This is a genomic window from Bradyrhizobium sp. IC4059 (genome assembly GCF_020193615.1).
In the GTDB taxonomy this organism is placed as follows: domain Bacteria; phylum Pseudomonadota; class Alphaproteobacteria; order Rhizobiales; family Xanthobacteraceae; genus Bradyrhizobium; species Bradyrhizobium yuanmingense.
Genome location: NZ_JADYVH010000006.1, coordinates 185436 through 204054, shown reverse-complemented (window position 1 = coordinate 204054; position 18619 = coordinate 185436). Strand labels below are relative to the sequence as shown.

Genomic DNA, 18619 nt, shown 5'->3' with positions numbered 1-18619 from the left:
AGATGCTGTCGCGTACCGCCGAAAACCTCTACTGGCTCGCCCGCTACGTCGAACGGGCCGAATATCTCGCGCGCACCATCGATGCGACGCTGCGCGTCACCGCGCTTCCCGCCGCCTATATCGGCAAGACCAATGAATGGGATTCGGCGCTGCTCACGGCCGGGGTCGCCGCGAGCTTCTATCAGGCCTATGAGGAAGCCAACGAGCACAACGTCGTCGAGTATCTCTCGTTCTCCCAGAACAACCCGTCCTCGATCCGAAACTGTATCGAAGCGGCGCGGCTGAACTCGCGCTCGGTGCGCACGGCCCTCACCAGCGAGATGTGGGACACCATCAACTCGGCCTGGATCGAGCTTCAGGCGGTGTGGAGCAAGGGCACCTCGACGCGCGAGGACCTCGCAAAATTCCTGCGCTTCGTGCAGGAGACCTCGCTGCGTTTCGACGGCTCGGCCTATCGGACCATGCTGCGCAACGACGCCTATTGGTTCTCGCGCATGGGCGTGCACCTTGAGCGCGCCGACAACACCGCGCGCATCCTCGACGTGAAGTATCACGTGCTGCTGCCCGAGGAGGAGCATGTCGGCGGGCCGCTCGACTTCTACCAGTGGAGCTCGATCCTGCGCTCGGTCTCGGCGCTGACGGCTTATCACTGGGTCTATCGCGAGACGCTGAAGCCCTGGCTGATCGCGGACCTCCTGATCCTCAACGACACGCTGCCGCGCTCGCTCGCCAGCTGCTACGGCAACCTCGTGCGCAACCTCGACCAGATCGGCGTCGCCTATGGCCGCCAGGGCCCGGCCCAGCGCCACGCCCGCGGCATCCGCAACCGGCTGGAACACAGCAACATGAACGACATTTTCCAGCATGGCGTGCATGAATTCATTCAGGAATTCATCGCGGACAATTCCAGGCTGGGCGAAATCATCACGAAGCAGTATTTGATCTAATGTCGCTCGACTGACGACAGGGGATATTGTCATGGCCGGGCAAAAGCGCGAAGCGCGTCTTCGCGCTAGATGTCCCGGCCATCCACGTTCTTGCTTTTGCGCGACGAGGAAGAACGTGGATGCCCCGGGACAAGCCCGGGCATGACGAGCTTCTTTGCGACGGCAGTCACGCCTTACAACAAACGACACGGTCCACCATGCGCCTGCGAATCCAGCACACCACGACCTATCGCTACGAGCCGCCGGCCACCAGCGTGATCCAGATCCTGCGCATGACGCCGGGCAGCCATGACGGGCAATACGTCGCGGAATGGCAGATCGACGTCTCCACCGACACCAAGCTCGACATGCATGAGGACGCGTTCGGCAACGTCACCCACGTGCTGTCCTGCGGGCCCGTCGGCGACATCCAGATCATTGCCGAAGGGCTGATCGAGACCCACGACACCGGCGGCGTGCTGCGTGGCAGCGATGAGCGCTTTCCCCCCGGCATGTTCCTGCGCGTCACCGACCTCACCTCGGTCAATCCGGCGATGACGGCGGTCGCGCGCCAGTTGCGCAGCGAGGCCGAGAGCGACACGCTGGGCTTCCTGCACACGCTGATGACGCAGGTGGCCGATCACATGACGTTCGACGAGGACCCGACCAACAGCGGCACGTCCGCAGCGGAGGCGTTCACGCTCAAGCGCGGGGTCTGCCAGGACTACGCGCACATCTTCATCGCCTGCGCCCGCGCCGGCGGCGTGCCGGCGCGCTTCGTCTCCGGGCATTTCCTGCGTGCGGACGACACGGTGCACCAAGACGCCGGCCATGCCTGGGCAGAGGCTTACGTGCCCGATCTCGGCTGGGTCGGCTTCGATCCCGCCAACAGCATCTGCGCCACCGACGCGCATGTCCGCCTCGCGATCGGGCTCGACTATCTCGGCGCGGCCCCGGTGCGCGGCACGCGCTACGGCGGCGGCACGGAAACGCTGACGGTGGCGGTGAAGGTCGAACAGGCCGGCCGCGGCGGGCAGTCGCAATCGCAGTCCCAGCGGCAGAGCTAGGAGCCGCCAGCCGAACACATTCGGCGTGCTACAATCGCGGGATCGGATCAACCCGCGAGGTAGCCATGGCGACTGTGAAACTGCTTTCGGATGATGAACTCTCGGCCGAAGCGCGAGCCGTTTTCGACGACATCCGTAAAGTGCGGAAATCGGACTTCGTCAACAATTTCTGGCGCGCGCTGGCCCATGATCCGAAGACGCTGCGGCGGACCTGGGAGAGCATCAAGGAGGTGATGGCTCCCGGCGCGCTCGATCCCAAGGTCAAGGAAATGCTCTACGTCGCGGTCTCGATCGCACACGGCTGCAGCTATTGCATCCACTCCCACACGGCCGCGGCACAGGCCAAGGGCATGAGTGAGGCCGAATATGGGGAGCTGCTCGCCATCGTCGGCATGGCCGCGGAGACCAACCGGCTGGTGACGGCGCTCGGCGTGCCGGTTGATGAGGCGTTTCTGGTCGACGCAGCTGACTAGCTTGCCGTCTCGCACCGTCATTCCGGGGCGCGCGTAGCGCGAACCCGGAATCCATCTGGTCGCAGAGTTGGTGGAGGAATGGATTCCGGGCTCGCGACTTCGTCGCGCCCCGGAATGACGGGCTTAATCGGGGGTTGGAGCGGCCCTTGAAATTGGCTAGTAATTCCGCGCAAACGCGTTCGGGGACTGGAAATGACCTATTGCTGCGGAATCCTGGTTCGGGACGGTCTGGTGATGATCGCCGATACCCGCACCAATGCCGGCCTCGACAACGTCTCGACCTTCCGCAAGCTGCACATCTTCTCCAAGCCCGGCGAGCGCATCATGGCGATCGCCAGTGCCGGCAACCTCGCCATCAGCCAGTCGGTGCTGTCGACGCTGACCGAGGGCCTCGAAGATCCCAATACGGGCGAGATCGAGACGCTGATGAACGCGCCGACCATGTTCCAGGCCGCCCAGCGCATCGGCCGGGCGATCCGGGCGGTGCATGCCACCGAAGGGCCGGCGCTGAAATCCGAGGACGTGTCCTTCGACGTCTCCTTCCTGTTCGGCGGCCAGATCAAGGGCGCGCGGATGCGCCTGTTCATGGTCTACACCGCTGGCAATTTCATCGAGTGCACCACCGACACGCCGTACCTGCAGATCGGCGAGCACAAATACGGCAAGCCGGTGCTCGACCGTGCCATGCATTACGACGTCGAGCTCTATGAGGCGCTGAAGACCGGCCTGATCTCGATGGACTCGACGATGCGCTCGAATCTCGGCGTCGGCCTGCCGATCGACGTGCTGGTGGTGCGCAACGATGCCTGCGAGGCCGATCTCAACCACCGCATCGAGGCAGGCGAGCCCTATTTCCACGACCTGCGCTCGCGCTGGTCGGCGGCCTTGCGCGCGGCGCATCAGAACATTCCGCGCCCGCCCTACAAGAACGACAAAGAACCCAAAACCTGACAGCAGAAGAGAAAAGGCAGGAAACGATGAGTGAAGCGAAAAAGATCGCATTGGTGACGGGCGCCGGCACCGGCGTCGGGCGCGCGGCGTCGCTGGCGCTGATGAACACCGGCTTCACCGTGGTGCTCACAGGCCGCCGGCTCGACATGCTCGAGGAGACGGCAAAGCTCGGTCCCGCGGGAAAAAGCCTCTGCGTCACCGCCGACATGACCAAGCCGGACTCCATCGCCGCGCTGTTCGACAAGGTGAAGGCGACCTACGGCCGGCTCGACGTGCTCTTCAACAATGCCGGCATGGGCGCGCCGGCCGTCAACTTCGAGGATCTCAGCCTCGAGCAATGGCAGGCCGTCGTGAACACCAACCTCACCGGCCCGTTCCTGTGCACCCAGCACGCCTTCCGCATCATGAAGGATCAGACCCCGCGCGGCGGCCGCATCATCAACAACGGCTCGATCTCGGCGCACGCGCCGCGGCCATTCTCGGCGGCCTACACCTCGACCAAGCACGCCATCACCGGCCTCACCAAGGCCAGCAATCTCGACGGCCGCATGTACGACATCGCCGTCGGCCAGGTCGACATCGGCAATGCCGCAACCCCGATGACCGACCGCATGGTCAACGGCCCCGGCGTGCTGCAGCCCGACGGCACCACCAAGCACGAGCCGCGCATGGACGCGAAAGCAGTCGGCGATGCCGTGGCCTACATGGCCAGCCTGCCGCTCGATGCCAACGTGCTGACCATGACGGTGATGGCGACCAAGATGCCGTTCGTCGGGCGGGGCTGAACAAAAAGCGCGAAAACAACCCCATGCACAGTAGGCGTCAAGAGGCGCCTGCTGCTGCCGGGCTGCGGGCGTGACGCGAGTTAAGTCCCCACGCCATCTCAACAATCGTCATTGCGAGCGCAGCGAAGCAATCCAGGCTGCCGCCGCGGTGAGATTCTGGATTGCTTCGTCGCACCAGCGCAAAATTGCTACGCAATTTTGTCGCGAGCTCCTCGCAATGACGTTGAGAGAGCGGAGGACCTACTCCAGGCTCTCCACCTTGCGCAGGGCTGGAAACAGCTTCATCCAGAGCAGCGCCACTGCGACGGTGGCGACGCCGCCGAGCACGGCGGCAGGCATGGCGCCGAGCAGCGCGGCTGCCACTCCGCTCTCGAACTGGCCGAGCTGGTTCGAGGCGTTGATGAACAGGAAGTTCACCGCGCCGACGCGGCCGCGCATCTCGTCGGGTGTCGACAGCTGCACCAGCGAGAAGCGGATCACGACGCTGATCGTGTCGGCCGCACCGAGGATTGCAAGCGACAGCACCGACAGCCACATCCAGGACGACAGCGCGAACACGATGGTGGCGAGGCCGAACACGATCACGGCCTGGAACATGCGGAGGCCCACATGCCGGGAGATCGCGTGGCGCGCCAGCACCATGGTCATCAGCAAGGCACCGACCGCAGGCGCGGCGCGCAGCACGCCTAACCCGACCGGGCCGGTCTGGAGGATGTCGCGGGCATAGATCGGCAGCAGCGCCGTGACGCCGCCGAACAGCACGGCGAACAAATCGAGCGAGATGGTCCCGAGGATCGCCGGGTTGCTGCGAATGAAGCGGACGCCGGCGAAGATGTTGTCCGAGTCCATCCCCTCCCTCGCGATCGCCTGCGGGCGCGGCCGGATGAAGCCGGTCAAGATCATCCCCAAGACCCAGAACAGGACCATCACGGCATAGGCAAGGTGCGGGGCGACCGCATAGGCGATGCCGCCGAGCGCAGGTCCCGTGATGGTCGCGACCTGCGCCGCCCCACTGGAGACGGCAGTGGCGCGCTGGAGCGAGCCCTGCGGCGCGATCAGCGGCAGCAGCGCCGCCGTGGTCGGGCTCTCGAACGCGCCGGCGATTCCGAGCAGGAAAGTCGCGATGAAGATCTGCACTTCGCTGACCGCGCCGAGATAGGTGATGGCCCCGAGATAGAGCGCGGTCGCGGCCTCCACCAGCTGGCAGAGCTGGACGACGCGCTTGCGCTCGTAGCGATCGGCGGCGTGGCCGGCGACGAACACCAGAAGCGCGGTGGGCAGGAACTGGACGAGACCAACCATCCCGAGGTCGAACGCCGAGCCGGTGAGATCGTAGATCTGCCAGCCGATCGCGACGGCCGCGATCTGGCTGGAGAAGCGCGACAGGCTGCGCGAGAGCAGGAAGAACAGGAAAGCGGGATGGCGGAGGAGCTCACCGGCGGTGACCGGTCGATGTCCGGATATTGGCTGCTCTGGCATCGCCTCTTCGGTCACGCTCGGACCGCTCTTTCCCTCGATATCGAAGGCCCCCGGGGTGGCCGAGGTGGCCCCGCTTGTCAACACTGGTCGTTCCCGGCTGCTCCCGGCATTGCCTTTGCAACGCATGGGCGGCCATAATCATCGAGGGGCTTGAGACATCATGCTGCGCCTGCAATCTGCACTCGGCATTTTCGCATTGCTGCTGATCGCCTTCGCGCTGGCGGAGAATCGGCGCGCGGTGTCGCTGCGCCAGGCGGCGATCGGCCTCGCCGCGACCTTCGTCACCGCCCTCGTGCTGCTGAAGCTGCCGGTCGTCGCCCATGCCTTCGGCGCCATCAACGACGCGGTCGGCGCGATCTCGGCGGCCTCGCGGGCCGGCTCCGCCTTCGTGTTCGGCTATATCGGCGGCGGACCCCTGCCCTTCGACCTGAAGGCGCCAGGCGCGGACTTCATCCTGGCGTTCCAGGCACTGCCGATCGTGCTGGTCATGAGCGTGCTCACGACGCTGATGTTCTATTGGCGCGTGCTGCCGCCGATCGTCCGCGGCATGGCCTGGCTCTTGGAGCGCACCCTCGGCGTCGGCGGCGCCGTCGGGCTTTCGACCGCCGCCAACATCTTCCTCGGCATGGTCGAGGCACCGCTGTTCGTGCGGCCGTATCTGGCACAGATGACGCGCAGCGAGTTGTTCCTGGTCATGACCGGCGGCATGGCCGGCATCGCCGGCACCGTGCTGGTCCTATATGCGACGCTGCTGGCGCCGCTCATTCCCGACGCCGCCGCGCATTTCGTCATCGCCTCCGTGCTCGGCGCGCCGGCGGCGATCCTGGTCAGCCTGATCATGGTCCCTGAAACCTCCGACAAGCGCACCGGCGGCGCGCTGGAGGATCCGCAGATGGAGGTCGCCAGCACGATGGACGCGATCGTGAAAGGCACCAGCGCGGGCATCGAGCTGCTGATCAACATCGTCGCGATGCTGCTGGTGCTGGTGGCGCTGGTCTATCTCGTCAACGCCATCCTCGGCCTGCTCCCGCACGTCGGCGGCGCCGCGATCTCGCTGCAGCGGCTGCTCGCCCTCGTCATGGCGCCGGTGTGCTGGCTGATGGGGCTGCCGTGGGATCAAGCGATCACCGCCGGCAGCCTGATGGGCACCAAGACCGTGCTGAACGAATTGATCGCCTATGTCGACTTCTCGAAGCTGCCGCCCGATACGCTCGATCCGCGCTCGCGCCTGATCATGCTCTATGCGATGTGCGGCTTCGCCAATTTCGCCAGCCTCGGCATCATGATCGGCGGCTTAGGGGTGATGGCACCGGAGCGGCGCGAGGAGATCAATGCGCTGGGGCTGAAGTCGATCGTGTCGGGGACGCTCACGACGTGCCTGATGGGAGCGGTGGTGGGGGTGTTGGCGTAGGCTCTCTTTCCACGCGTCATTGCGAGCGAAGCGAAGCAATCCAGACATGCGTCCGCGGAGACAGTCTGGATTGCTTCGTCGCAAGAGCTCCTCGCAATGACGGCGGCGAGAATCTTTGCCTCAACCGCACAATTTCGACTTCTGCAGGATGCGACGCACCTCAGGCATCTTGGCGCGGCAAGGCTCGGCCGCCATGGCGTTTGCCTCGCTGGTTCGCCCCTGCACCCACAGCAACACCGCCATCAAGCCCTGCGCCCCGGAGCGCACCGGCCCACCCGCCACGTCCGAAGCTGCGAGCGACATGGCGGTTTGCGCTTCCCTCTCGGCGGCATTGATATCCGCTTGTTCCAGGAAGAAGACAGCACGGTAGACGTGAGCCCGCGCGTCTTTCGGGTAGCGGCTAACGAGATCGAGCGACCGGCTGGCCATCTCGTCGCCCTTCATCGGCACTTCAGAGGCGCGGATATAGTGCGCGGCATCGGCCATGTAGGCCGAATAATGCGCGGCGGCGAAGCCGGCGCAGATGAGAGATCCGATGGATCCTGCCAGCAAGGTCATGCTCGCGCTCCGCGGCAGGCTGTCATAGGACCAGAAGGCGAGCCACGGCGTGACGGCGAGCGCGGCGCCGGCCACCGCACCGCCTGCGTGGGCGTAATAGTTGACGTTGCCGGAAGCGCCAAAGGCCATTGGCAGCAGTGCGGGAACACCGAAGAACAGCGACGTCTTCAGCCTCGATATGGTCTGATCGGCGTCCGCTTCGGGATCGAAGCTCGCCACGAACAGCGCGGCGATCAGCCCGGTGATGGCGCCGGACGCACCGACGCCGACCGTGCCGGGACCGTTGCCCAGCAGCGAGCCGGCCTCTCCGGCCAATGCACTGGCAACGAAGATCAAAGCAAACCAGCCGCGGCCGATCAGCGACTCCAGCCTGACGCCGACGATGAACAGCGCCACGCAGTTGCTCACGAGGTGCCACCCGCTGCCATGCAGAAGCGGCGCAAGGCCGATTCGCCACCACTCTCCCCTCCCGACGACGAGATCGTAGCCGGACGCCCCCTGAGCGATCAGCGAGCGCACATCAATGTCGCCGTCCCGCGCGATGTCGATGGCGAGACTACGCTGCAGAACGAAGATCAGGAGCAGACCGAAGATCAGGCCGATGGTGAGGAAGGGGATGTCGGCCAGAAGCTTGTTGTCGGCAAAAAGCGTCTCCTCGCTGGACGAGGGCTTCTCTATGGCGACCGGCGCGGCGGCGGCTTGAAACGATGCTCTTGGAGCTGGCGCTACGGTGCCGCGTCGGCCAAAAGTGTTGGTCGCCATGAAAGCATTTCCCGCGTTGACACAGCCTTGAGTTGACGCGAGAGGTATTTTCGACTGGTTAGCACCAGGCTTGCGGGGCGGCCGAAATCATCCCGATTGCTGACCGCCCGGTTTCTCGGATCGACCGCATTTTAGCGATCGAGAGTTGCGCTTACGCCTTCAGCTCCACCGTCTTGAACTCAGCGGGGAGGATCACCTCCAGCAGCTCCACGTCGTCCGAATAGTCCAGGATCATGTGTCTGATCTTCGGCGGCTGGGTCCAAGCGCTGCCTTGCTGCATCAAGGTCTCGCCCTGCCCGTCCATATAGGTCTTCACCCAGCCCTTGAGCACGTAGACCATCTGGAATTCGACGTCGTGATAGTGGAGCTTGGACACCTCGGCCGGGTTGCAGGGACCTTGCAGGCGGATCACATGCGCCTGCGCGAGGCCATGGGTCGCCTCGCCGATGCCGAGATCGCGATACTTCGCGTAGGCGCGCAGGCCGTCGGCCTTGAAGTCTTCCTCGCGGTGATGGCTGACGGCGATGCGCTGCTTCGGACGTGCGGGCTTTTTCGCAGCGGCAGTGCGCGCCTTCGCCTTCACGGCCTTGCGTGCCGAGGATCGCGCCGCCGCCTTGGCGCCACTCCGCTTCTTCACCGCGGTCTTCAATGCGGGCCTCGATGCCTTTTGCTTGGCCATTGTCTGCCTCCCTGTTTCTGAGCCGCCGTCGCGCGGTATGGCTTGAAGGTCAGCTTATCCAGTCGTGGGCGAGGCAGCAATCGCAGACCTGGTCGTGTTGAGTAGTGCCGCATCCGCGCTGTCACCCTCCCCCTCCAGGACCCTCCCCTGGAGGGTAAGAGGCTGAGGCCAATCACGCGATCACCGCATCGCTTCGTAGCTTGCCCCAAGCTGGCGTGGCGGGCGGGGGTCGTCTCGTCTTCGTTCTCGCGCTGAACTAGTCTCGCCCGGGACATCCGGGGAATTGATTCATGGGCAGCAATGTCGGTCAGCGTGCATTTCAAAATGCCCGGCTTCAGAAGCGGCAAAAGGCCGACGTGCTGCCCTTGCTCGGGCAAGCGCTCGAATTGCACAAGAAGGGCCGCCTGCTCGAGGCCAAGGCTGCCTATCGCCAGCTCCTGCAGATCGCGCCCAATCAATTCATCGCGCTGCATATGCTCGGCGCGTTGGAGTCCGATGCCGGGAATTATCAGCAGGCCGAGAGCCTGCTGAGCCGGGCGGTTGTCGTCGATCCGCGATCGGCCGAAGCCCATATGAGCCTGGGCGTCGCGCTGAACGGGCTGAAACGTCACAATGATGCCCGCGAGAGCTATCGCAAGGCGCTCGCCTTGCGGCCCAACTACGCCCTCGCTCTCTCCAATCTCGGGAACGCGAGCGCGGCCCTGGATCGCTACCAGGAAGCGCTCGACAGCTACGATCGGGCGCTCGCCGTCGACGCAAACCTCGCCGAAGCCCACAACGGCCGCGGCTCCACGCTCTGCCGTCTGCGCAACTACGACAAGGCTCTTGCAAGCCTGAACCGCGCGCTCGCGATCAAGCCCGACTATGCGGCGGCGCTGGCGAACCGCGCCGTGGCACTCCGGGAGCTGCAGCGATTCGACGAGGCCATGGCGGATTGCAACCGGGCAATCGCCCTCGCCCCTGACGACGTGAACGGATGGCTTTGGCGCGCCAATGTCTTGCTTCAGACCCGGCAGGTGGCCCAGGCACTATCCGATTGCGAGAAGGCGCTCGCGATCGCGCCCGATTCCGATCAGGCTCATCTGGTGCTGGGCCTTTGTCTTGCCGGACTAGGCCGGGTCGACGAAGCCCTCGCCAGTTTCGACAGAGCCCTCGATATCAGGCCCGATCTCGAGAGCGCGATCTCGAGCAAGATCTTCACGCTCGATTTTGTGCCGGACGCCAGCGTCGAGCGGCATCAGCAGGCGCGACGCGTATGGTGGGAGCGGATCGGCGCGAGAATCGCTTCAGAAGCGGCGGCACCGCATGACAACGGCCGCGATCCGGATCGCCGCCTGGTGCTTGGCTACGTCTCGTCGGACTTCAACGCGCATTCGGCTGCGTTCATCTTCAAGCCCGTCCTGCAACACCATGACCGCGCCCAGTTCGAGATCGTGTGCTACTCGTGCTCGGCGAAGGAGGACGCGACGACACGCGAATTTCAAGGCATCGCCGATCGCTGGCGTGACGCCTCGCAATGGAGCGACGATCGCCTCGCCGCCCAGATTCGCGACGATCGCATCGATATCCTGATCGATCTGTCCGGCCATACAAAAGGAAATCGCCTCGGCGTATTTGCGCGCAAGCCGGCGCCGATCCAGGCGCACGGCTGGGGCCACGGCACCGGCACCGGGCTGCCGACGATCGACTATCTGTTCTCGGATCCGGTCGGGATTCCGCACGACGTTCGGCATCTGTTTGCAGAGACGGTGGTCGACCTGCCGTGCTTCGTGACGCTGGCGCCGCTGCCGGCCGGGATTGCGCAGGGCAAGACGCCGGCACTCTCGAACGGCTTCGTCACGTTCGGTGTCTTCAACCGCATCAGCAAGATCTCGGACGAGGCGGCGGCAGTCTGGTCCAGGATCCTCGAGCGGGTGCCGGGCTCGCGACTGTTGATCAAGGACGTGGCTCTCGACGACCAGCTGGTCCGCGACGAGCTGCTGGCGCGATTTGCGGCTTGCCGATTGCCGGCCGAACGCGTCGATCTGCTCGGGGCCACGTTGCGGGACGAGCATCTGGCATCGTTCAATCGCATCGATATTGCCCTCGATCCGTTTCCGCAGAACGGCGGCGTCAGCACATGGGAAGCCCTGCAGATGGGCGTGCCCGTGGTGGCGAAGCTCGGCAACAGCCTGCCCGGCCGCGCTGCCGGCGCCATCCTCACCGCACTTGGCCTGCCGGACTGGGTCGCCGACAGCGAGGAGGCCTATGTCGAGATCGCGGCCAGCCGCGCGGCCGAGATCGGCGAGCTCGACAAGTTGCGCCGCGAGTTGCCCGCAACGATCAACGCCGCGGCCGCGGGCAACCCCGTCTCATATGCACGCGCGGTGGACGCGGCCTATCGCGCGATGTGGACGCGTTATTGCAGCGGCGGCGTCTGATTGCGTGATCTCGTAGGGTGGATTAGCCGAAGGCGTAATCCACCGTTTCTGTTTCGGCACGCGGAGAGAAACGAGGTGGATTACGCCAGCGGCAGCGCGTCGCGCCGCCGCAGGCTAATCCACCCTACGCGGCCTCAATGCAGGCGGAACACGCCGTCAACGGCGCGGAGCTCGGCCGGCTTGATCAGCTTGGAATGCGCCACCGTCACCGAATGGAGGGGACCGTCGAGCTTCTCCTGCCAGAACGCCAGGAAATCGGTGAGCGCGGGGAATTTCGGAAACATGTCGTAGTTCTGCCAGACATAGGTCTGGAGCAGCGAGGGATGATCCGGCATCCGATAGAGAATTTGTGCCGTCGTCAGCCCGTAGCCCAGCATCTGTTTCCGGAATTCCTCGGAAACGCCCCCAACGCGCAGTCCCATGCCAAACCTCCTTTGCAGGAGCGCATTCGGCGAGTGGCTTGGTCCGTGCCCCGGGGAGCCACCCGGAAACGATGCGCTCACAGACGAGAAATGTGACGCAAACTGACAACTCATCTCAAGCCCAAAAGTTTAACAAGCTGTTGAAATTCAATGCTTTAGCAGCAGAGACGACTCCGTGCTAATACGGTCACGGCTGCCCGGTTAACGATGGCGAGGGGTTTCTGGCAGTCCGCGCTTTCGGCTGCTAATTTTTCTGCTACAAACCCTTGCTCCCGCAAAATTCCTGTCCTATTTCAGGCTCGCCCGTGCTAGCACTCACGGGCAACGACTGCTAACAATCTCCAAATCCTCAACACGTGCAATTGCTTAGGAGGACTGCATGAAATTCCGTCCGCTTCACGACCGCGTCGTGGTCAAGCGCATCGACGCAGAAGAGAAGACCGCTGGCGGCATCATCATTCCCGACACTGCCAAGGAAAAGCCCTCCCAGGGCGAAGTCGTCGCCGTTGGTCCCGGTGGCCGCGACGAAGCTGGCAAGCTGATCCCGATCGACCTGAAGGTCGGCGACCGCGTGCTGTTCGGCAAGTGGTCCGGCACCGAGGTCAAGATCGACGGCCAGGACCTGCTGATCATGAAGGAGAGCGACGTGATGGGCGTTCTCGAAGTCAGCGAGTCCAAGAAGAAGGCGGCTTAAGAGCCCCTCTCCTCCCCTCCAGTCAAACTCACCTAAGGAAAACTCCAGATGGCAGCCAAAGAAGTCAAATTCTCGGTTGAAGCGCGCGACAAGATGCTGCGCGGCGTCGACGTTCTCGCCAATGCGGTGAAGGTCACGCTCGGTCCGAAGGGCCGCAACGTTGTGCTCGACAAGTCGTTCGGCGCTCCCCGCATCACCAAGGACGGCGTCACCGTCGCCAAGGAGATCGAGCTCGACGACAAGTTCGAGAACATGGGCGCGCAGATGGTGCGCGAAGTCGCCTCCAAGTCCGCTGACGCGGCCGGCGACGGCACCACCACCGCCACCGTGCTCGCCCAGGCGATCGTGAAGGAAGGCGCCAAGTCGGTCGCCGCCGGCATGAACCCGATGGACCTCAAGCGCGGCATCGACCTCGCGGTCGAAGCCGTCGTGGCCGACCTCGAGAAGAACTCGAAGAAGGTCACCTCGAACGACGAGATCGCCCAGGTCGGCACCATCTCGGCCAACGGCGATGCCGAAATCGGCAAGTTCCTCGCCGACGCCATGAAGAAGGTCGGCAACGAGGGCGTCATCACCGTCGAGGAAGCCAAGTCGCTCGAGACCGAGCTCGACGTGGTCGAGGGCATGCAGTTCGACCGCGGCTACATCTCGCCCTACTTCGTCACCAACGCCGACAAGATGCGCGTTGAGATGGACGACGCCTACATCCTCATCAACGAGAAGAAGCTCTCCTCGCTGAACGAGCTGCTGCCACTGCTCGAGGCCGTGGTGCAGACCGGCAAGCCGCTGGTCATCGTCGCCGAGGACGTCGAAGGCGAAGCGCTTGCGACCCTCGTCGTGAACCGCCTGCGCGGCGGCCTCAAGGTCGCGGCCGTCAAGGCTCCGGGCTTCGGCGATCGCCGCAAGGCCATGCTGCAGGACATCGCGATCCTGACCGGCGGCCAGGCGATCTCGGAAGATCTCGGCATCAAGCTCGAGAACGTCACGCTCAACATGCTCGGTCGCGCCAAGAAGGTGATGATCGACAAGGAGAACACCACGATCGTCAACGGCGCCGGCAAGAAGGCCGACATCGAGGCGCGCGTGGCCCAGATCAAGGCGCAGATCGAGGAGACCACCTCGGACTACGACCGTGAGAAGCTCCAGGAGCGTCTCGCCAAGCTCGCGGGCGGCGTCGCGGTGATCCGCGTCGGCGGCGCGACCGAGGTCGAGGTGAAGGAGCGCAAGGATCGCGTTGATGACGCGATGCATGCGACCCGCGCGGCCGTGGAAGAAGGCATCGTCCCGGGCGGCGGCGTCGCCCTGCTCCGTGCCTCCGAGCAGCTCAAGGGTCTGCGCACCAAGAACGACGACCAGAAGACCGGCGTCGAGATCGTGCGCAAGGCGCTGTCGGCCCCCGCTCGCCAGATCGCGATCAACGCCGGTGAAGACGGCTCGGTGATCGTCGGCAAGATCCTGGAGAACAAGGCCTACAATTACGGCTTCGACTCCCAGACCGGCGAATATGCCGACCTCGTCAAGAAGGGCATCATCGACCCGACCAAGGTGGTCCGTACCGCGATCCAGAACGCTGCCTCCGTGGCTGCGCTCCTGATCACCACGGAAGCCATGGTCGCCGAGCTGCCCAAGAAGGGCGGCGCCGGCCCCGCGATGCCTCCGGGCGGCGGCATGGGCGGCATGGACTTCTGATCCAGCCTCTCAGGCAAACGACGAAATGCGAAACCCCGGCAGCGATGCCGGGGTTTTTGTTTTTTTGGGGAGCACGTCATTCCGGGGCGCGCCCCTCTTGGGCGCGAGCCCGGAATCCATAACCACGAAATTCAGTTGGTTATCCCGGAATGGAGATCAGCGCAGTCCAAATTCCGATCCTCGACTACTGAGTCCTCCAGTCCCACTGCCACTTCTTGCACCCCTTCTTACGGGCGACAGGCATAGCGGGCCATTCCATCTGGCTGTGGTTATGGATTCCGGGCTCGGCGCTGCGCGCCGCCCCGGAATGACAAGGAGTGCAGAATGAACCTCATTTGGCGATCCCCGAATAGAGATCATCCCAGTTCGGGTTCTGCTCCTCGATGAGACGCGTCTTCCAGTCGCGCCGCCATTTCTTGAGCTCCTTCTCGCGGGCGATGGCGCTCACGGCATCGTCGTAGATTTCGAACAAGACGAGCTTGTCGACGCCGTACTTGCTCGTGACGCCGGGGACGGTCTTCGTTCTGTGCTGATACACGCGGCGCACCAGGTCGTTGGTCACGCCGATGTAGAGCGTGCCGTGTTTCTTGCTCGCAAGGATGTAGACATAGTAGGCCATTCCCGTCCGCCTGTGATTATGGATTCCGGGCTCGGCGCTGCGCGCCGCCCCGGAATGACGGAGCAAGCCTCACTCCACCTTCCCGAGCCGCTCGAAGCGCGGCTCGCCGTCTTCGTCGAGCGACCAGAAGATCCGCGTCACCTTGCCGATGAGATTGTCCATCGGGACGAAGCCGAATGTCGACATGCGGCTGTCGGTGGAATTGTCGCGGTTGTCGCCGAGCACGAAGATGTGGCCCGGCGGCACGGTGAAGACGTCTGTGTTGTCGAGATAGCCGTTGTCGAGGCAGTCGTAGGTCACATAGGACGCGCCGCTCGGCAGCGTCTCGCGCCAGCGCTTGACGGCGGCGCGGTCGTCGACACCGCAGGCGTCGCCGGCAAATGTCGCCTCCAGGGCGACGCGGGTCACCGGGCGGCCGTTGAGGATGAGCCGGCCCTGCCGCATCTGGATGCGGTCTCCGGGCAGGCCGACGACGCGTTTGACGTAGTCGGCAGAACTGTCCTTCGCCGTCCGGAATACCACGATATCCCCGTATTCGGGATCGGCGGCGAGGATGCGGCCCGAGATCCAGGACGACGCGAATGGGAGGGAATAGCGGCCATACCCGTAAGCGTATTTCGCGGCGAAGACGTAGTCGCCGACCATCAGCGCCGGTGTCATCGAACCGGACGGAATGTTGAACGGCTGATACAGGACGAAGCGAAACAGGATCACCGGCGACCACAGCACCGGGATCATGAGGATCAGGACGACGATCGCCTTCCAGTCGCTGGATCGTGCCGCGGGGCGGATCGATTCCTGAAGAACGGTCATGGGCCTTCCCTGATCAAGACGTTGCGGCCCCAAGATGACGCAACCTGCGAGCGCGCTCAATCCCCGACGAGCTCAAATTTGGTCGCGCCTCGCGCCGATCGCGTTCATCGCAGACGGCAGCAACGCCGATGTGAAGGGCCGCCCGTGGGCGGCCCTTCGGTTCATGCACTCTCGTGCGCCTTCAGACGCACGAGCCGGGTCAGGAGGGCATCGAGGCCCTGGCCTTCACCGGCATGGAGGTCGATGCGGCCGACCTTCTCGACCAGCCGCTCCAGCGACTCCAGCTCCTTGAGCCGAAGCAGCAGGGGGTTCTCCTCCATCAGGCGGGCAGTGTTCAGGAGCGAACGCGTCGCCGCGGTCTCCTCCTGCCGGCGGATCAGGTTCGCCTTCGCGACCCGCTCCGCCTCCACCACCTTGTTCACCAGCTCCCGGATCTCGCCGGGCAGGATCACGTCCTTGACGCCGAGCTCGGTCACCTCCACGCCTGATACCGCGACGCGTGCACGCACATAGTCGCGCAGCTCCGCATCCAGCGCCGCCTTCGCAGACAGCACCTCGTCCAGCGTCCGGCCCGCCACCGCCTCGCGGATCGCGAACTGCACCAGGCGGTACAGCCACGCATCCACGTCGGGCACGGTCGCCACCGTGCGCTCGGGATCGACGATGCGGCGGAACGCCGTCAGCGTCACCCGCAGCGCGATGCGATCCTTGGTCAGCATCTCCTGCGCGGTGATCTCGACCGCCTGGGGCCGCAGATCGAGGCGCTTCACCTCGATCTTGCGGCCGACGGTCCAGAAGGCGTGCCGGCCGGGCGCGAGCCGCTCCACGAGCCGGCCCTCGACATAGAGCAGGCCCGCTTCGTGGTTCTCGACCACAGACTCGCTCATGACGGTCGAGCGGCTGCGCTCGATCATGGTGAGGTGCCGCGCGTCGACCCTGACGTCGCTGGACACATCGATGCGCTCGACATCGATGCGCGTTGCGACCTTCCAGTAGACGCGCACCTGCCAAGGCGTCATCAGATGCACGGGCCGGCCGTCGAGGCTGACGATGGCGATCTCGTCCGCCTTGGTCTCGACCGCCTCGAACAGCTCGGCGGCAAGGTCAGGCCGCGCGGCCTTCAGCACTGCGTAGCGCTCCGCAGGAAATTCGCTGCGGACCACGTCGAGCACCTCGACCTTCAGCTCGTGCAGGGGATCGAACAGGCGATGCTTGCCGGGCGCGAGCACGCGCACGAGCTGCCCGTTGCGCGTCAGCAACGCACGCTCGCCATCCTTCACCGTCACGTTCAGCATCAGCAAATGCCAAGTCTTGTTCAAAGTCATGGCACGCCTCCTTCAGTTGCCTCCGGCCGAGCGCGGCCGGATAGCGGGTTACACCTGCAAAGGACGTGAGGACGCGGACGACGCTTCCCGCGAAATCGGCGGGCCGGGGCTTGAGCTTGCATGACGACGGGCGCACGCGCGCGATCGCGCGAGACGTGTCGCGCGGCCGTGCGGAGCCACCCGGCATCAGCGCAAGCGGTATCTACCCGCGGCGCAAAGCCGGTCTCACAGTGTCTAGGTTCGGACGGAAAGCCTTGCGGCAAAACGGCCGGACCGCGACTGAAGCGCGCGTCCGGTCCTCGTCAGAGGTATCAGCGTTTCACGCTGAGACGGAGCGCTGGAGCGGGATTCGAACCCGCGACCCGATGAGTAAAAGTCATCTGCTCTACCAAACTGAGCTATCCTTTGTGCAAGAGACCGGAATCGAACCGATGCCTTCGGGTGTTCAACCCGACGCTCTCCATGAGCTACGTCCTGCGTTTCTCCTTCATTCGGCGGAACACGAAACCGGCAAGACCCGGCCCGCGCCAGTCGGGATCTCAGCGAGCCCGAACCCATGGCCTAGCGAAGGACGGCGCTAATAGACCAGGCACGTTCGGGTTGCAAGGGGGCGGGTGAAGTTTTTTCGTCGCAGCGTGCGCAGCGTGGCGCGATGATCGCGGCGATATGCGGCATCATTTGCGCGCACTGTCCTGGAAGCACGCCCTCACCCACGCGATCGTCACGCGTGTCGCGGGATCGCGCTTGAGGTGGTTCTGCACGAGCAGCCAGACGTCGCGGCGCTTCGGCAGCAGGGTGGCGCGCAGGCTGCGGTCGGCGAGCAGGGGTGCGCAGCTGTGCTCGGGCAGCACGCCGATGGCCAGATGCGACTGGATCATGGTGCGGATGATGCGGATATTGTCGGTGATGCAGCGCATGTTGGTCAGCCGCTTCGCACGTAAGAACTGCGCTTCCGGGATCGCGTCGAGCTCGTCCGGATAGACGCACGCAACGGGCTCGCGGCCGCCGCGGTCCGCGGGCTCGAAGAAGTACAGCCTGACGTCGCCGAGCTTGGAGATGGTGAAGTCCCCCTTCTCCGGCTTGCGCAGGCGGATGGCGAGATCGGCCTGCCAGCGCGAGAACTTGACGTTGCCGCTCGCGGTGAGGAATTGCAGCGTCAGCCCCGGATGATCGCGCAGGAAGCTGCTCGCATGCGGCGCCAGCAGCTCCTCGGCGACCGCATTTGTCGAGGCGATGCGCAGCCGCCCGACCGGGCCGGCCTGGCCCTCCTTGATGCGGTCGATCGCCGCCGCATGCGCGGCCATCGCACCGACATGCGCGAGCACCGCCTCGCACTGGCGCGTCGGCCGCCGCACGCCGTCCACCGCATCGAACAGCTTCACGCCGAGATCGCGCTGGATGCGCGCAAGCCTGCGGCCGACGGTGGTCTCGTCGATGCGCAGCCGCGCGCTGGCGCCGGCATAGGTGCCCTCGTCCCTGACCGCGGCGATGATGCGCAGATCGTCCCAATTCATCGGGGCGAGCCTAGCAGGCGCCGCACGCTACC

At 64.7% G+C, this 18619-nt stretch carries 17 protein-coding genes and 2 tRNA genes; 9 read left to right on the top strand and 10 right to left on the bottom strand.

Annotation, left to right across the window (positions count from 1 at the left end):
- Nucleotides 1-2: 2 nt before the first annotated feature.
- The 5 genes from I6F12_RS20235 to I6F12_RS20215 all read left to right on the top strand — a co-directional run bounded on the left by I6F12_RS20235 (nucleotide 3) and on the right by I6F12_RS20215 (nucleotide 4202).
- Nucleotides 3-947 (top strand): alpha-E domain-containing protein, encoded by a 945-nt coding sequence (locus I6F12_RS20235; RefSeq protein WP_036015356.1) that lies wholly within the window; start codon nucleotides 3-5, stop codon nucleotides 945-947.
- Between the two features lie 197 nt (nucleotides 948-1144).
- Nucleotides 1145-1993, top strand: a complete 849-nt coding sequence (locus tag I6F12_RS20230; protein WP_036029799.1) for a transglutaminase family protein — start codon at nucleotides 1145-1147, stop codon at nucleotides 1991-1993.
- Nucleotides 1994-2058: 65 nt separating this feature from the next.
- Nucleotides 2059-2466, top strand: a complete 408-nt coding sequence (locus tag I6F12_RS20225) for a carboxymuconolactone decarboxylase family protein (RefSeq protein ID WP_225157084.1) — start codon at nucleotides 2059-2061, stop codon at nucleotides 2464-2466.
- A 192-nt stretch (nucleotides 2467-2658) separates the two neighbouring features.
- Nucleotides 2659-3417 (top strand): proteasome-type protease, encoded by a 759-nt coding sequence (locus I6F12_RS20220; protein ID WP_036015360.1) that lies wholly within the window; start codon nucleotides 2659-2661, stop codon nucleotides 3415-3417.
- A gap of 26 nt (nucleotides 3418-3443) precedes the next feature.
- Nucleotides 3444-4202: an SDR family oxidoreductase gene (locus tag I6F12_RS20215; RefSeq protein ID WP_036029803.1), complete on the top strand. Its 759-nt coding sequence runs from the start codon at nucleotides 3444-3446 to the stop codon at nucleotides 4200-4202.
- A 240-nt stretch (nucleotides 4203-4442) separates the two neighbouring features.
- Here the strand turns inward: I6F12_RS20215 and I6F12_RS20210 are convergent, their stop codons facing one another.
- On the bottom strand, nucleotides 4443-5681 hold the full coding sequence (locus tag I6F12_RS20210) for an MFS transporter (RefSeq protein WP_036029811.1): 1239 nt from the start codon (nucleotides 5679-5681) through the stop codon (nucleotides 4443-4445).
- A 160-nt stretch (nucleotides 5682-5841) separates the two neighbouring features.
- Here I6F12_RS20210 and I6F12_RS20205 point away from each other — a divergent pair, with 160 nt between their 5' ends.
- Nucleotides 5842-7092: a nucleoside transporter C-terminal domain-containing protein gene (locus tag I6F12_RS20205; RefSeq protein WP_225157083.1), complete on the top strand. Its 1251-nt coding sequence runs from the start codon at nucleotides 5842-5844 to the stop codon at nucleotides 7090-7092.
- 120 nt (nucleotides 7093-7212) lie between these two features.
- Here I6F12_RS20205 and I6F12_RS20200 read toward each other — a convergent pair whose 3' ends face one another.
- Both I6F12_RS20200 and I6F12_RS20195 read right to left on the bottom strand, forming a co-directional pair.
- Nucleotides 7213-8412, bottom strand: a complete 1200-nt coding sequence (locus I6F12_RS20200) for a rhomboid family intramembrane serine protease (RefSeq protein ID WP_225157082.1) — start codon at nucleotides 8410-8412, stop codon at nucleotides 7213-7215.
- Between the two features lie 151 nt (nucleotides 8413-8563).
- Nucleotides 8564-9091: a cupin domain-containing protein gene (locus I6F12_RS20195; protein WP_036029806.1), complete on the bottom strand. Its 528-nt coding sequence runs from the start codon at nucleotides 9089-9091 to the stop codon at nucleotides 8564-8566.
- Between the two features lie 290 nt (nucleotides 9092-9381).
- Between I6F12_RS20195 and I6F12_RS20190 the strand changes: the two genes are divergently transcribed.
- A complete protein-coding gene (locus tag I6F12_RS20190; protein WP_225157081.1) occupies nucleotides 9382-11511 on the top strand; it encodes a tetratricopeptide repeat protein in 2130 nt (709 codons plus the stop codon).
- Between the two features lie 134 nt (nucleotides 11512-11645).
- On the opposite strand, the gene I6F12_RS20185 is transcribed toward I6F12_RS20190, so the two are convergent.
- Nucleotides 11646-11933: an usg protein gene (locus tag I6F12_RS20185; RefSeq protein ID WP_036015394.1), complete on the bottom strand. Its 288-nt coding sequence runs from the start codon at nucleotides 11931-11933 to the stop codon at nucleotides 11646-11648.
- Between the two features lie 379 nt (nucleotides 11934-12312).
- On the opposite strand from I6F12_RS20185, the gene I6F12_RS20180 reads away from it, so the two are divergent.
- Nucleotides 12313-12627 (top strand): co-chaperone GroES, encoded by a 315-nt coding sequence (locus I6F12_RS20180; RefSeq protein WP_025037205.1) that lies wholly within the window; start codon nucleotides 12313-12315, stop codon nucleotides 12625-12627.
- A 48-nt stretch (nucleotides 12628-12675) separates the two neighbouring features.
- A complete protein-coding gene (groL, locus tag I6F12_RS20175) occupies nucleotides 12676-14316 on the top strand; it encodes a chaperonin GroEL (protein WP_057029537.1) in 1641 nt (546 codons plus the stop codon).
- Between the two features lie 331 nt (nucleotides 14317-14647).
- On the opposite strand, the gene I6F12_RS20170 is transcribed toward groL, so the two are convergent.
- The 6 genes from I6F12_RS20170 to I6F12_RS20145 form a co-directional block, all read right to left on the bottom strand.
- On the bottom strand, nucleotides 14648-14935 hold the full coding sequence (locus tag I6F12_RS20170) for a GIY-YIG nuclease family protein (protein ID WP_225157080.1): 288 nt from the start codon (nucleotides 14933-14935) through the stop codon (nucleotides 14648-14650).
- A 69-nt stretch (nucleotides 14936-15004) separates the two neighbouring features.
- A complete protein-coding gene (gene lepB, locus I6F12_RS20165) occupies nucleotides 15005-15748 on the bottom strand; it encodes a signal peptidase I (protein WP_225124788.1) in 744 nt (247 codons plus the stop codon).
- A 161-nt stretch (nucleotides 15749-15909) separates the two neighbouring features.
- A complete protein-coding gene (locus I6F12_RS20160) occupies nucleotides 15910-17073 on the bottom strand; it encodes a slipin family protein (RefSeq protein WP_225157079.1) in 1164 nt (387 codons plus the stop codon).
- Between the two features lie 338 nt (nucleotides 17074-17411).
- A tRNA-Lys gene (locus I6F12_RS20155) sits at nucleotides 17412-17477 on the bottom strand.
- 4 nt (nucleotides 17478-17481) lie between these two features.
- Nucleotides 17482-17551: transfer RNA gene (locus tag I6F12_RS20150), tRNA-Phe, on the bottom strand.
- Nucleotides 17552-17747: 196 nt separating this feature from the next.
- Complete coding sequence (locus I6F12_RS20145; protein WP_225124785.1) at nucleotides 17748-18587, bottom strand: LysR family transcriptional regulator; 840 nt, start codon at nucleotides 18585-18587, stop codon at nucleotides 17748-17750.
- Between the last annotated feature and the right edge of the window lie 32 nt (nucleotides 18588-18619).